General features: G+C 58.9%; 11 protein-coding genes. 5 read left to right on the forward strand and 6 right to left on the reverse strand.

The genetic code is table 11. The features are described from left to right. The first annotated feature begins 86 nt into the window (after nt 1-86). On the forward strand, nt 87-3,677 hold the full coding sequence (locus GKC30_RS12540; RefSeq protein ID WP_155935201.1) for a PEP/pyruvate-binding domain-containing protein: 3,591 nt from the start codon (nt 87-89) through the stop codon (nt 3,675-3,677). Nucleotides 3,678-3,748: 71 nt separating this feature from the next. Here the strand turns inward: GKC30_RS12540 and GKC30_RS12545 are convergent, their stop codons facing one another. From GKC30_RS12545 to GKC30_RS12555, 3 genes are all read right to left on the reverse strand, one after another. Then, nucleotides 3,749-4,363, reverse strand: coding sequence for an FMN-dependent NADH-azoreductase (locus GKC30_RS12545; protein ID WP_367614131.1), 615 nt, complete (start codon nt 4,361-4,363; stop codon nt 3,749-3,751). A gap of 24 nt (nt 4,364-4,387) precedes the next feature. Continuing rightward, complete coding sequence (locus GKC30_RS12550; protein ID WP_231117155.1) at nt 4,388-4,669, reverse strand: hypothetical protein; 282 nt, start codon at nt 4,667-4,669, stop codon at nt 4,388-4,390. A gap of 151 nt (nt 4,670-4,820) precedes the next feature. After that, entirely contained in the window at nt 4,821-5,192 is a 372-nt protein-coding gene (locus GKC30_RS12555) for a flagellar protein FlaG (RefSeq protein ID WP_155935205.1), read from the reverse strand. 241 nt (nt 5,193-5,433) lie between these two features. On the opposite strand from GKC30_RS12555, the gene GKC30_RS12560 reads away from it, so the two are divergent. The 4 genes from GKC30_RS12560 (at nt 5,434) to GKC30_RS12575 (ending at nt 8,929) form a co-directional block, all read left to right on the forward strand. Further along, nucleotides 5,434-6,552, forward strand: a complete 1,119-nt coding sequence (locus GKC30_RS12560; protein WP_155935207.1) for a FapA family protein — start codon at nt 5,434-5,436, stop codon at nt 6,550-6,552. Between the two features lie 8 nt (nt 6,553-6,560). Next, nucleotides 6,561-7,313 (forward strand): motility protein A, encoded by a 753-nt coding sequence (locus GKC30_RS12565; protein WP_155935209.1) that lies wholly within the window; start codon nt 6,561-6,563, stop codon nt 7,311-7,313. Nucleotides 7,314-7,395: 82 nt separating this feature from the next. Continuing rightward, on the forward strand, nt 7,396-8,160 hold the full coding sequence (locus GKC30_RS12570; protein ID WP_155935211.1) for a flagellar motor protein MotB: 765 nt from the start codon (nt 7,396-7,398) through the stop codon (nt 8,158-8,160). 13 nt (nt 8,161-8,173) lie between these two features. Beyond that, the gene (locus tag GKC30_RS12575; protein ID WP_155935213.1) at nt 8,174-8,929 is read left to right on the forward strand and encodes a flagellar motor protein MotB; all 756 of its coding nucleotides are present in this window, start codon (nt 8,174-8,176) and stop codon (nt 8,927-8,929) included. Between the two features lie 13 nt (nt 8,930-8,942). Here the strand turns inward: GKC30_RS12575 and GKC30_RS12580 are convergent, their stop codons facing one another. From GKC30_RS12580 to GKC30_RS12590, 3 genes are all read right to left on the reverse strand, one after another. Continuing rightward, nucleotides 8,943-11,552 carry a response regulator gene (locus GKC30_RS12580; protein ID WP_155935215.1) on the reverse strand — a complete coding sequence of 870 codons (2,610 nt, stop codon included), beginning with the start codon at nt 11,550-11,552 and terminating at the stop codon, nt 8,943-8,945. Continuing rightward, nucleotides 11,549-12,685: an ABC transporter substrate-binding protein gene (locus GKC30_RS12585; protein WP_231117157.1), complete on the reverse strand. Its 1,137-nt coding sequence runs from the start codon at nt 12,683-12,685 to the stop codon at nt 11,549-11,551. The genes GKC30_RS12580 and GKC30_RS12585 overlap by 4 nt, the downstream gene beginning before the upstream one ends. 237 nt (nt 12,686-12,922) lie before the next feature. Then, entirely contained in the window at nt 12,923-13,255 is a 333-nt protein-coding gene (locus GKC30_RS12590; RefSeq protein ID WP_155935219.1) for a YnfA family protein, read from the reverse strand. Nucleotides 13,256-13,576: the final 321 nt, after the last annotated feature.

The raw sequence follows: 13,576 nt of genomic DNA on the forward strand, positions 1-13,576 counted from the left end.
CTAATCATCAGCAGGGAGCCGTGGGCCTCGGATCGGGGGGAATTGGGATTTCGTCCCGAACCGCACGGACTTTCCAGGAGGAAGAAATGGCCAAGACCCAGAAAAAGCCCGCCCAGAAGGCTGAAAACGCCAAGGCCGCCAATACGGGGGCAAACACTGAGAGTCTCAAAGAGAAGTTGGTTCTCAACGGTGCCGAGATCACACAGATTGGCGAAGAGGCCGAGCTTCTCGTCGGCGGCAAGAACTACAACACCGCCATAATCAGTCAGGTCCAGGGCATCAGGGCTCCGGAGTTCCGGGCCATTTCCTCGCACGCTTTCCATATCATCCTTGACGAAACCAAGGTCAACGCGGCCGTGGTGCGCTCCACCGTGGACAAGGAATACAACCAGGTGGACTGGCACTCGGACGAGGTCAACCAGGATTCTGAATTCCTTCAGAAATTCGTTCGTCGCGTGGGTCGCAAGATCCGCGAGCAGTCTGCCAAACAATCCGGCACACCCATCAAGCTGCGCACCTTCATCAACAACGTGGTCGAGGGTTTTGCCACTTCGCCGGAAGGCATCGATCAGCTGCGCAAGCGTTCTGTGCTGGTCCAGTCCGCCATTTTGTCCGTCGAGGTGCCTGAGGCCATCGGCGGCGAGGTCAAGGACGCCTACCAGTCCATCTGCAAGGAGGCGGGCATGGACGATGTGCCCGTGGCCGTGCGCTCTTCGGCCGCAGGCGAAGACAGCCGCAAAAAGGCGTTTGCCGGGCTTCAGGATACCTACCTGAACATCGTCGGAGCCGACGAGTGCCTCGAAGCCTATCATTGGGACTGTGCCTCTGCCTACAACCTGCGTTCCATGACCTACCGCCGCGAGGCGATCCTCGACGCCATCACCAAGGCCGAGGAGACCGGCAACGATTCCATTGCCGAGACCGCCAAAAAGGAATGGGCCATCGAACACACTTCCCTTTCGGTCTGCATCATGCGCATGATCAACCCGGTCATCTCGGGTACGGCCTTCAGCGCCGACACTGCCACCGGCTGCCGGGGTACGGACCGCAACGACCTTGTCTCCATCGATGCCAGTTATGGCCTGGGAGAGGCCGTGGTGGGTGGCATGGTCACCCCGGACAAGTTCTACGTCTTCCAGCGCGACGGCAATCGTGAAGTGGTCATTCGCTACATGGGCTGCAAGGAAAAGAAGATTGTCTACAAGGAAGACGGCAGTGGCACCCATGTGGTGAAAGTGCCGGACAACGAGGTTACGCGCTGGGCGCTTTCCATCGCCCAGGCCGAGATGGTGGCTCATGGCGTTCGTGCCATTTCCAAAGCCTACGGTGACATGATTATGGACACCGAGTTCTGCATCGACAAGACCGACAGGCTCTGGTTCGTGCAGGCGCGTCCGGAAACCCGCTGGAACGAGGAGCTGGAACAGCACCCGGACACCATTTTCATGCGTCGCCTTGAGGTGGACAAGAAGGCCATTGATTCGGCCGAGGTCATCCTTGAAGGCAACGGCGCATCGCGGGGAGCAGGGCAGGGCACGGTCAAATATCTGCGTTCGGCCTTGGAATTGAACAAGATCAACAAGGGCGATATCCTGGCAGCCGAACGGACGGACCCGGACATGGTTCCGGGCATGCGTATCGCCTCGGCCATCCTGGCCGACGTGGGCGGCGACACCAGCCATGCGGCCATCACCTCGCGTGAGCTGGGCATTCCGGCCGTCATCGGCATCCAGCGGCTTGAGGCTCTGCGCTCCCTTGACGGCCAGCAGATCACGGTGGACGGCTCGGGCGGCAAGGTCTATCGCGGCGAACTTCCCCTGGTGCAGGTGGGCGGCGAGATCAATCTTGCCGAGCTGCCAGCCACCAAGACCAAAGTGGGCCTCATCCTGGCCGACGTGGGGCAGGCCCTTTTTCTTTCCCGCTTGCGCACCGTGCCCGATTTCGAGATCGGTCTGCTGCGCGCCGAGTTCATGCTCGGCAACATCGGTGTCCATCCCATGGCCCTTGAAGCCTATGACAAGGATACCCTCAACGATTTGGTCGAGGAAAAGATCCAGCAGATGGACAGCCATCTGACCAAGGCGATGAAGGATCAGCTCGCCGCCGGGCTGATTCGGATGCCACTGAAGCTGCGCGAGTACGTCGGGTTGATTACCGGCCTTTCCGGCAGGATGGATTCCCTGGCCGAGCAGGAAGGTGCGCGCAGCACCGACGAGGTGCTGGCCATGCACCGCAAGCTGCGCGAGATGGACCACAAGCTCGACGAACACATCTCCTATGCCACCGACCGTCTGGACGTGCTCAAGACCTCCATTGACCTGGAGGCCCATGTGGCGGTCATCCTCGGCTACCATGACATGCTCGAACCCATGCCCGAGCCGCGCAGCGAGGCGTGGAAAACCCGCCAGGAACACGAGCAGATTGTGGCCGAGTATGTCAAACGACTCAAGGATAATCCCGAGATCGTGGCCTATCTCGATCAGGTGACGGCCCTTCGCGAGGAGGTAGCCCTCAAGATGGGGCTCAAGTCCGAGATGGACGAGGTGGCCACGCTGCCCGAGCGCATCCGCAATCTGCTTGAGGCCCGCGGTTACACCTCGGGCAAGGAAAACTACATTCAGACCCTGGCCCAGGGGCTGGCCCTCTTTGCCATGGCCTTTTACGGCAGCACCATCGTCTACCGTACCACGGACTTCAAGTCCAACGAGTATCGCAACTTGCTGGGCGGCCTGCTCTTTGAGGCGCACGAGGACAACCCCATGATCGGCTACCGGGGCGTGTCGCGCAACATCCACGACTGGGAGCTGGAGGCCTTCAAATTGGCTCGGGGCATCTACGGTGGCAAGAATCTGAGCATCATGTTCCCCTTCGTGCGTACGCTGGAAGAGGCCAGGAGCATGAAGCGCTATCTCAAGCAGGTCCACAACCTGGAATCCGGCCGTGACAATCTCAAGGTCATCCTCATGGCCGAGATTCCGAGCAACGCCATCTTGTGCAAGGAGTTCCTGCAGGAAGTGGACGGTTTCTCCATCGGTTCCAACGACATGACTCAGATGGTGCTGGCCACTGACCGTGACAACGCGAGCCTTCAGCACATCTACGACGAGGAGGATCCGGCAGTGGTCTGGGCCATTCTCGCGGCCATTTTCGCCGGCCAGAAGGCGGGGAAAAAGGTGGGCTTCTGCGGCCAGGGCGTGAGCAACAGTGTCATCTTGCGCGGACTTGTGACTGTGGCCGGCATCGTGTCCGCCTCTGTGGTGCCCGACACCTATCGGCAGACCAAGTTCGATATGGCCGCTGTCGAGGCCGAAAACATCAAGACCCGTGATCTGGGCAAATGGCTCAAGCAGCAGCACATGGATCGGTTGCGCAAACTGCTTGAAGCCAACAGCTACGGACACATTCTCAAGAAGTACAAGTCCCCCGAGGACTTCATGGAGTGGTACGAGGGCGAGCTGGATCGTTTCAGCGAGCAGCTTCGCGAGCACATGGAGACGCCCAAGGAGGAGTTTTATCGTCAGGAAATGGAGCAGTTCCGCAGCATGTTCCATAAGCCCGTCATCTATGCCAGCTGGGATTGGCATCATACCGTGGAGGATGCCATGCGCCACGCTGGCTTCGTCTCCTTTGAAGAGCAGGAAGAAGCCCTGGAGGTACAGCGGGCCAAGAGCTGGTAACAGCTCGGCAATAGAAAGCAAAAGCCCCCGTCACCATGTGGCGGGGGCTTCTTTGTCTTTGGGCGTCTGGCTCAGAAGGTCCGGGCGATCTCAAGGGCCTTTTCGATGGCCCGGGCTTTGGAGGCGTCGCGAAGTTCGTCCCCGGCCAGAGTGGGCTGCACAGCCACGCTTTTCACGTTGGTGATGCCTATGAAGCCGAGGTAGAAGGTCATGTAGTCTTCCTGGAAATTGTAGGGCGAGCCCTCGGGGTAGTCGCCGCCCCGGGCGTAGGCGATGAAGGCAGGGGCGTTGACCAACCCCTTGTAGCCACCGCCCTCGGGTACGAAGGTATAGGTGGGCTGGGCCACGATGTCCATGTAGTGCTTGAGCCGGTAGGGCAGGGAGAAGTTCCACATGGGGATGGCGAAGACATACTTGTCTGCGCTCTTGAAGTCGGCGATGACCGTCTCCACCGAGTTCCACGCCTTTTTGTCCGCTTCGGAGAAGGGACGGCCGTGCATGATGTTGTACTTGCCCGTCAATGTCGGCCCGTCCAGAGGGGGCAGATCCATGGCAAAGAGATCGCGCACCAATATTTCTACTCCTGGATCAGCGGTGCGGCACGCCTTGATGAAGCGGTCGGCCACGGCAATGGAATGGGAGCGTGCGTCCCTGGGGGATGCCTTGATGTACATGATTTTGGTCACAGGGAAATCTCCTTGGGTAGGGTGTCAGACAGTCAGGTCTGCCACGGCGCCGCGGCCACTCATGATGGTGTTGTTGACCGCTTGCGCTGTGTCGGGGTCGGTGCCGGTGGAGCCGAAATCCGTCCCTGAGCCGAAGAATTCGCTGGTGCGAGAAGCCACCTCTGCCCCGGCTATCGCCTGCTCGGAAGTGTCCGGCCCGATGCGATTTGCTGCGGACAGAACGGTGCTTGTGGATTCCTTGACTGTCTCTGCGCCGCGCATCAGGTTTTCAGTCAGCGCGGACACGGACTCGGTGGAAATGCTCATGCCGGACATGGCGGCCTCCGGTGTTGGGTGTCCTGATGACAATATGCCTGATGCGGACGTGACTGGCAAGCCAATGAGAAAAAGGCAATTCAGGAGCGCCTCTGCCCGCCAATGGCGGGGAGGGGGCGGAAGGCGTTGTGATCGTCTTGGGCTAGAATCGGGTGTCGAGGAAGCCCCGCTCCAGGTTCTCCAGAGATTTGGAAAGCTTGATCATGTCATCGCTCGGGATTTTGCGAATGGTTTTTCCCTCTCCGTTGACGATCTCGACCTGGATGGTGTCATTTTCTTCAATGATATTGAACTTGAGCTTGACGTTGTTGGCTTCGAGCGTCTTTTCCATTTCAGCGGCCAGGATGGCCACCTCCTCTCTGGAAAGGGGGGTGTGCTTTTCGTTAATGCCGTTGAGGGGGTGCGGCGTTTCTTTGCTCCCCGGATCGCGGGCAGGGGACGTGACCGCTGCCCTGGCGGGGGCAACGCCCTCCAAGCGGGGCTCGCGCTCCCTTGATATTGCGGAGAAATTCATGGTCTCCCTCCCTGGTGTTGCACGAATACTCCTGGCCTACAGCTTCTGTCTCAACTTCTGTATCGTCATTTTTTTGATAATCTTTAGGGATCTGGATTTAGGTGGAGCGGGCATAATCATTGACGGCCCAGAAAAATTGAAATACCCTTTGAAGAGTTGTAAAAGTGTGTCAATCTCGTGAGTTGCGGCTCGTTATTTGCGAGCCACTCCCTTTTTGTCAATGGGTCCGCCCAGGGTCGCAATGCCGTATTGGCTCAAACATCATTTCAATCCCCATCAGGATCAGCAAGTCCTCAGACCTGAGCGCCAGGACGACGGCAGCGTCGATCATTATGAGCTGAACTTCGTGCAGAGTGTCGAGGCCGGGGATGTCATCGCTCAGTGGATGGATCTGGCCGACATGCCCGAAGGGCAGGCAGATCCGCGATTCGTTTTTGATGACAAGGTCTTTCCCGCAGGCAAGGGGACGGGCATCAAGCGAGCCAGTCCTGACAAGCTTTTTGCGGCGGTGAACGGATACGTGTGCTACCGTGACGGAAAGATCGTGGTCCTCGACACCCTGACCTTGCCTTCCGAAGTGGATTTTCGCACCGGAAACATCAACTTTATCGGTAACGTGATCATCGGAGGTTCTGCGCGGGGCGGGTTTGTGGTCCGGGGACGCGATGTCACCATACAGGGCCAGGTCGAAGGAGCCCGGGTGGAGGCCCTGCGCGGCCTTAACTGCCGGGGTGGCGTCAAGGGCGGCAAGACTGCCTTTCTCGAATCCGGGCGGACCATGAAGCTGGCCTTCTGCGAATATGCCACCATCAAGGCCGGTGAGGATATTCTGGTCAAGGGTGCTCTCATGCACAGCGACGTGTATGCGGGCCGCAGACTGGCTGTGGGCGGCAGGCTTACCGGCGGCCGCATCCACTGCCACGAGTATGTCTACGTGGGAGAGCAGCTGGGAGGCGGCTTGGACACAGACACCTCGCTGGTGGTGGGGTATGACCCCGGACTGCTTTTTGCCGACGCTGAATACGACAGGCGCATCGCCGCTCTGCTTGAAGAGATGGCCGCCTGCGAAAAATCCATCAAGCGGGGAGAAAACCCCCAACAGTGCGGGATACGGCTTGCCTCGGTCAATCGCGAACTCGACCTTCTCAAGACACTCAAGGTCAAGCTTTGGGAGGGCATCCGGGGGACCGGACAGGTGGACAGGTGCCGGATTCTTGTGCCCGGAGTGGTAAGACCCGGCGTGGAGATCAGTATCGGTTCGGCCTTTCTGAAGGTGGACGACTATCTTGAAGACGTGTTCTTTTACCATGAGAACGATGAGGTCAGGATTGGCGCATCGGCTCACAAATTCATGAAATAAGAGACGGTATGGACATCGCAACGCTGATTGGCCTGCTCGGTGCGTTCGGGCTTGTTTTGACCGCCATCTTTATGGGTGGCAATGCTGCAGGATTCATCGATATTCCCTCTGTGGCGGTGGTCATCGGCGGGACATTTGCGGTGACCTTTGTCATGTTTCCCTTGAGCGTGGTCATCGGCACCATCAAGGTGGGGTTGAAGACTTTGCTGTTCAAGTCCAACGACCCACAGGAGATTATCCGCCTCATTTCCTCCCTGGCAGACACTGCCCGCAAACAGAGCCTCGTGTCCCTGGAGAAGGTGCCCATTGAAGATCCTTTCCTCAAAAAGGGCGTCATGCTGGTTGTTGACGGGTCGAGCGAGACCCTGGTCCGGTCGGTCATGGAGATTGAGCTTGAGTTCATGAAGCAACGGCACCGGCAGGGGCAATCCGTGTTCCGGGGCATGGGCACCATGGCCCCGGCCTTTGGCATGATCGGTACCTTGATCGGACTGGTGAACATGCTCTCCAATCTTTCCGATCCTTCCTCCATCGGCCCGGCCATGGCCGTGGCGCTGCTGACGACCTTTTATGGCGCGGTATTGGCCAACTGCGTGTTCCTGCCCATGGCCACCAAGCTGGAGGAGCGCTCGGCCGAGGATTGTCTGTTCATGCAGATCATGATCGAAGGTGTGGCCTCGCTTCAGCGGGGGGACCATCCCAGCGTGGTCCGGGAAAAGCTTCAGGCATTCCTGGCACCCGCCATGCGCGAGCAGACCTGACCGGGCCGATGGACCCGGTGCGGCCAGTGGTCCACAGGTCAAACCCTGATTCATGGCAAGACAACAGCGGGCACGGTAGGCAATGGCCAGAAAAGAAGAACCCGTCATCAGGCGAAAGCCGCTGCATGAACCGTCTCCGGCTCCGGGGTTGCCGCCGTGGATGGCAACCTTTGCGGATATGATGACCTTGCTTTTGTGCTTTTTCGTACTTTTGCTCTCCTTTGCCGAGCAGAGCGAGCAAAAGTATCGCGATGCCCTCGGGTCCATTCGGGGGGCATTTGGCGTCAGGGAGTTGCGCACGGTTTCGGACACCATGGCCCGGTTCGATACCAGCCAGTCCGCCAGGGAGATGGTGGACCGCATTTCCCCGGACGACAGACTCTTGCTCGGCGTGATCATGCGTATCAAGTCCCTGATGGAAAACGAGGATCGGATGATCCAGGAAGGCACCGGGGTAAGCGCGGACCGCGACGGCGTGGTTTTCGGCGCGGACTCGGCCGTACTGTTTCGTCCAGGGACGGCGGAGCTGGCACCCGGGGCCGACAGGGTGCTCGACAAGGTCATTGATGTGCTCAGGGAATACAAGCTCAGTCTTGTGGTGCGAGGCCATACCGATGACAGACCCATCGCGACCGCAAAGTTTCCTTCCAATTGGGAGTTGTCTTCAGCCCGGGCGGCCGTGGCTTTGGATTACATCCTGCGCAAGGGCGGCATCGACATCAACCGCGCCAAGGCCGTGGGCTACGCCGACACGCGGCCCGCTGTGCCCAACGACTCTGACGAGCACCGTCTGAAGAACCAGCGCGTGGAATTCTATTTGCACATGCCCCAGCGCGACGCTTGGTAGTAGACGGAAAGACATGCCCAAAAAGATCGACAGTCAGCCGTCGCCCCAGGAAGGCGTCAAAACCGCTCTGCCTAAAAAAGAGCCGGGTATTCCTCCTTGGATGGCTACCTTTGCCGACATGGTGACGCTGCTTTTGTGCTTTTTTGTTCTCCTGCTTTCCTTCACCAATATGGACATCACCAACTTCCGTTTGCTCATGGGCTCCATCCAGCAGGCGCTGGGAGTTCAGGAGGAGGATAGCGGCGCCCTGTCTGCGCCTTTTGTCGACGCCTCCTTCGCCGAACGCCGCAGCGTACGCGAGAATCGGGAGATCGTGGAGGTGGGCGCTCGGCTCAGGGATTTCATCCGGGCCAGGGATCTGACCCACATGGCCCGGGTCAGCGCGGACAAGTCCGGGGTCATGCTCCGCTTCGACAACAGCGCCGTGTTTCGCGAAGGGTCGGCAGAATTGACGCCCCGGGCGCACGAGGCGTTGGCCGCAGTCATCGCCGGAATGGAGAACAGGAATTTCAACCTGGTCATTCGCGGCCATACCGACGGCGAATCGCCTGAAGCCGGTCCGTATGCTTCCAACTGGGAACTCTCGGCCGCTCGAGCCGCTGCCTGTCTGCGCTTTATCCTCGAAAATTCCGACATCCCCGCCAGGCGCATGAAGGCGGTGGGCTATGCGAGCGCAAAACCGCTGGTGCCGGGCATTTCTGAGGAGAACAGGCGGATCAACAGGCGTGTGGAATTCTTTTACATTCCCGTTGGGCGCACCGACTGGTAGGAATGCCCCAGGCTCAGAGGGGCAGCCTGTCGATCAGCCTGGCCAGTTCGTGGAAAGTGGCTGGCTTGGAAAGGTAGTCGGTCATCCCCGCCTCAAGGAAGGCGTCCCTGTCCTTGGGCATGGCATGAGCCGTGATGGCCACCACGGGTATGTCGGAGACATCGGCCAGCTCCGGTGCGGTGCGGATGCGTCTTGTCGCTTCCATACCATCCATCTCGGGCATCTGGATGTCCATGAAAATACAGTCGAACCGCGATCCTTCAAGGAGTTCGAGGGCCATTCTGCCGTTGTCGGCGCAGGTGACGTGGTGCCCCAGCTTTTCAAGCATTCTGCTGATGGCCAGCTGATTGACGCGATCGTCCTCCACCAGGAGGATGGACAGGCCGCTGCGCTCGGGCATGGTTTGCTCGTTCATGCGCCGTGTTTGCGGTACGCTTCCTTTTGCGGGCAACCCCAGGCGAAGCGTCACATACATGGTGGTGCCCGATCCCTCTTCGCTGTCCACGGTGATGCTGCCGTGCATGGAGCCCACAAGGCTGCGGACGATGCCAAGACCGAGTCCGGTCCCTTGATACTGGCGCGTGAAAGTGCCATCCACCTGGGTGAAGGACTCAAAGACATAGTCGAGCTTGTCCGGGGGAATGCCGATGCCCGTGTCTTCGACTATGAGGAGTACGTCCACGGTTCCGTCGTCGCGCCGCTTGGGCAGAGTGCCCGCCCAGACGCGGATATGTCCCTGGTCGGTGAACTTGACCGAGTTGCCTACCAGGTTGAACAGGATTTGGCGGATGCGCACCTCGTCGCCCACCAGGATAGGCGGAAATTCCGACTCTGTTTCAATGGTCAGTTCAATGCTCTTAGACTTGGCGTTGTGCCTGAAGAAGCGGTAGATGGTGTTGAGCACCTCGTGGGTCGGGAAGGGCTGGCTGTTCAGGGTCAGTTTGCCGGCCTCGATCTGGGCGATGTTCAGGATATCGTTGATGACGTTGAGCAGCACCTTGCTCGAACTGATGGCCGTGTCGATGTACTCCGCCTGCTCTCGGGTCAGCCGTGACTCCCGCGTGAGCTGAAGCATGCCCAGAATGCCGCTGAGGGGGGTGCGCAACTCGTGGCTGATGTTGGTCAGGAACTCGGTCTTGCTCTTGCTGGCCGCTTCGGCGTTCTGCTTGGCTTCCAGCAGGGCGTGTTGCTCGGCCTTGTGTCCGGTGATGTCCTCGGCCATGCCCGCCAGGCGGACTCTGACCCCGTGCTGGTCGTGGATGGGGAAGGCCCGTGCACGAATCCAGCGCTCTCGACCATCAGACAGGACTATCTGAAATTCTTCATCGACTTCAAAGCCTTCCAGGCGGAGCGTGTTGAACGCCTCAACCACGGCCAAGCGGTGAGCCGGTTTGATGGAGAGGAAAAATGATTCGGGGTTGTCGATGAGCGATTGCCGAGGGCGTCCCCAGACGGTTTCATAGGTCGGACTGACATAGATGACGCTGTCGTCTGCCAGATCGCTGATCCAGTAAACTTCGCGAATGGTTTCTACCAATTGCCTGAAGCGGGCCTCACTTTCCCTGATTTCGTTTTCGCGCCGGGCGATCTGTTCGATCATTTCGCTGAATTTCTCTTCAATGATCGCCAGTTCGGCGAAGCTTTGGTCGCGTTTTTCGGCTGTCTGGTAGTGGCCCCTTGTTGCTTGTTCAATAAAATCAGTGAATTGGGCGAATGGGGTGACGATGGTGCGATTGAGTTTGAACTTGAGTACGGTCACGAACAGGGCGAAGATCAGCAGGATCAGGCTCAACAAGGCGATGATCGGACCGAGGAGGGGAAGAAAGACCTCTTCAACGGGCCTGGATATGAGAATGATCCAATTGAGTGGTTCGATCTTGAAGACCGTGCCGATGTACCCCGCTCCATGCTCACGGTAGAAGGCGGTCCGGGTATGTCCTTCGAGCGTGTCCCGCAGGATGGGCAGGTGGCCGATGTTTTCCTGAGTGGCCACCCGGTTGGAGTCGGGATGGGAGATGAGGTTGCCGAAGGTGTCGCACAGGACCACCGAGCCTTCGGTTCTGGGCAGCAGATCTTCAAGGTGGTGTTGGAAGGTTTGCATGCTCAATTCTCCTGCCAGCACCTTGCCGTCAGGACCGCGTACTCCCAGATAGACCACCATGTCGTGAGTGATCGGCGAAGCGATGGGGGGAGAGATGATGGACGGGCGGGACGTAACCCTGTCGATGAACTGCCTGATGGCGAGCAGTTCGCTTCGGGCCGGAGCCGAGGCCAGTATCTTGCCGTCTGCGTCAAGGTACAGCAGCCGCTCCATGTGATGAGCTGACTGAAGAAAGTTGTTGAGCATCGTCTGAAACCAGAAGTCGTCGTAGCGGGCCATGGTCTGGGCCAGGGAGCCCAGGGCATTTTCCGCGTCCGCCACATGAGAGACGATCTGCTTGCTGAGCGACTGGGCGATGATGATGTTTCTGCGTTCGAAGTCTTTTGTCTTTTCAAGGGTGATGTATCCGCCGAGCAGGAGGATGAAGCACAGGCTGGGGAAGAGCACCCAGCGTGTCAGGTTCTGCCGAAGCAGGCCGCTTAAGGAGGGGGGCGCCGGGCGTTGTCTGAGTTTTCGTATCATGGAAGGCGCTCTTGGGGCTGCCCCTGACGAAGTCCGATGGTGCTGAACTGGCCATCACGCACGGTCACGATGAAGATGTCGCGGTTCACATCGCCGAACTGATCAATGGAGAAGGTGCCCACAACCCCCTTGATTGGTTCGCTCGGAGCCATGGCTTCGAGCAACCCCTGGGCAGAGCCGCCGGTCTTGCGCAGTCCTGCGGCCAGCGCCAGGACGCTTTCGTAGGCAAAGGCCGAAGCAAAGTTCGGCGTGTTGCCGAAACGTCGTTTGTAGGCGTTCGAAAACGCGACGTATTCCGGGCTTGGATTGTCTGCCGCAAAGTCGATGACGAAAATGCTCCCCTTGAGTTCGTTGCCCCCCCAGTGCAGAAGGTTTTCGGTGTAGGCCCAAGCCCCGGAGAGCAGCCGGGCAGTGAGCCCTGCCGAGCGGATATTCTGGGCCAGGGTCACGAAGTCCTGAGCGGGACAGGTCAGCAGGATTCCGTCAGGGTTCAGTCCGGAGAGTTCGGCCATGACGGGTTTCCAGTCGATGGCGGCCGCCGCCGAGTAGGGAATACTCCTGAGCAGAATTCCGCCGTACTCTTCGAAAGCGTTAGAGAAGTATTTTTCGAAGGTCTTAGAATAGCTTGCATTGTCGGTTTCCACAATGCTGACCACCCGTCGAAGATCCAGCACGTTTCGGGCGTAGGCGGCCAGTTCCCGTCCGTGGTACTGGTTATCCATCAACACGCGGACAAAGTTGTCCTTGATGCCCGAGAGCTGCGGGGTGGAGGTGGTTGGCGAGATCAGCAGGACGCCTTCTTGCGCAGCCTGGGGCAGGGCGGCCAGGGTCTGCGAACTGGTCATGTGTCCGATGATGGCCACCACGCCCAGATCCATCAGTTCCCTATCGGCAGCGATAGCTGCTTCCGGGGTGTTGCCGTCGTCGCGGACGATGAGTTTGAGGGGGCGGCCGTTGATCCCCCCGGCCGCGTTGATGTGCTCCACGGCGAGCATGGCCCCGTTGCGGCCATATACCCCAATATCCGACATCTTGCCCGTGAGTTGTCCCGAGAAGCCGACAGGTATCGGTCTGCCGTCCCCGCATGCGGCCAGGGACGACAGAATCAGCAGCAGGGCACTGATAATGGTCAAGGGAAAGCGTGTGAGCTGCGCGGTTTTCCCCCGAACATTGTCCTCCCGAGGACCTGCTGTCACCCGACGCCAGACTTTTTGCATTAATCGAATCTAAGGCAATATGGGAATATGGGCAATTATAACCCGTGAAAGAAATGGCAATAAAAAAATCAGTCGGATTATAAGGTTCCGCCGGTTGCGGAGGGTGTGGGCCCCAGGGCCTGGGCGGGGGGGATGAATGCCTGCGGGGAGGGGCTATCCGCTACGCGGGGCGAACATGATGATGCCCATGCCAAGCAGGATCACGGATACGCCGAGAAAATCCCAGGCATGGGGTCTGACGCCGTCGATCAGCCACAGCCAGACCAGAGCAACGGAGACATAGACGCCGCCGTAAGCCGCATAGACCCGCCCTGCCGCCGTGGGATGCAGGGTGAGCAGCCACGCGAACAGAAAGAGGCTCGCGGCCGCAGGCAGCAGAACCCACCCCGGGGCGGATTTTTTCAGCCACAGCCAGGGCAGATAGCAGCCGACGATCTCGGCGATGGCGGTGAGAATGAACAAACCAAAGGTGGCCGATGCAGTCATTGGGTATCTGTTTCCTTCGTGTTCCTGGTAGATACGTTGAGCTTTAGGGGGGACATCACCTGTCACTCCAATAAGGGCCTGTGAAGAGAATGGCTGGAACGTGAGACAGAATATCCTGGCACAGCGCAAAAAGGAATAGGTAACATGCGGGGCCGGGAATACGGCCATGAACATCCAGGGGCTATTCCAAAGGGTGAAGTGAGATGGTTATAACCTGACACTTGGCCCTTCCAAGAGGAAGTGGTCATGCCGTCCCTGATCGGGGTATGGATGGAGTTACTAAGCTTCACCAAACCCGAAGAGGAGAACGTCATGACCACC

Source organism: Pseudodesulfovibrio alkaliphilus (assembly GCF_009729555.1).
GTDB classification, from domain to species: domain Bacteria; phylum Desulfobacterota; class Desulfovibrionia; order Desulfovibrionales; family Desulfovibrionaceae; genus Pseudodesulfovibrio; species Pseudodesulfovibrio alkaliphilus.

Bases quoted from the DNA above. Each gene is read 5' to 3' on its own strand.
- GKC30_RS12590 (WP_155935219.1), bottom strand. From the start codon at position 13,255: ATGACTGCATCGGCCACCTTTGGTTTGTTCATTCTCACCGCCATCGCC.
- GKC30_RS12550 (WP_231117155.1), bottom strand. From the start codon at position 4,669: ATGAGCATTTCCACCGAGTCCGTGTCCGCGCTGACTGAAAACCTGATG.
- GKC30_RS12580 (WP_155935215.1), bottom strand. From the start codon at position 11,552: ATGATACGAAAACTCAGACAACGCCCGGCGCCCCCCTCCTTAAGCGGC.
- GKC30_RS12540 (WP_155935201.1), top strand. From the start codon at position 87: ATGGCCAAGACCCAGAAAAAGCCCGCCCAGAAGGCTGAAAACGCCAAG.
- GKC30_RS12555 (WP_155935205.1), bottom strand. From the start codon at position 5,192: ATGAATTTCTCCGCAATATCAAGGGAGCGCGAGCCCCGCTTGGAGGGC.
- GKC30_RS12560 (WP_155935207.1), top strand. From the start codon at position 5,434: ATGCCGTATTGGCTCAAACATCATTTCAATCCCCATCAGGATCAGCAA.
- GKC30_RS12575 (WP_155935213.1), top strand. From the start codon at position 8,174: ATGCCCAAAAAGATCGACAGTCAGCCGTCGCCCCAGGAAGGCGTCAAA.
- GKC30_RS12565 (WP_155935209.1), top strand. From the start codon at position 6,561: ATGGACATCGCAACGCTGATTGGCCTGCTCGGTGCGTTCGGGCTTGTT.
- GKC30_RS12570 (WP_155935211.1), top strand. From the start codon at position 7,396: ATGGCCAGAAAAGAAGAACCCGTCATCAGGCGAAAGCCGCTGCATGAA.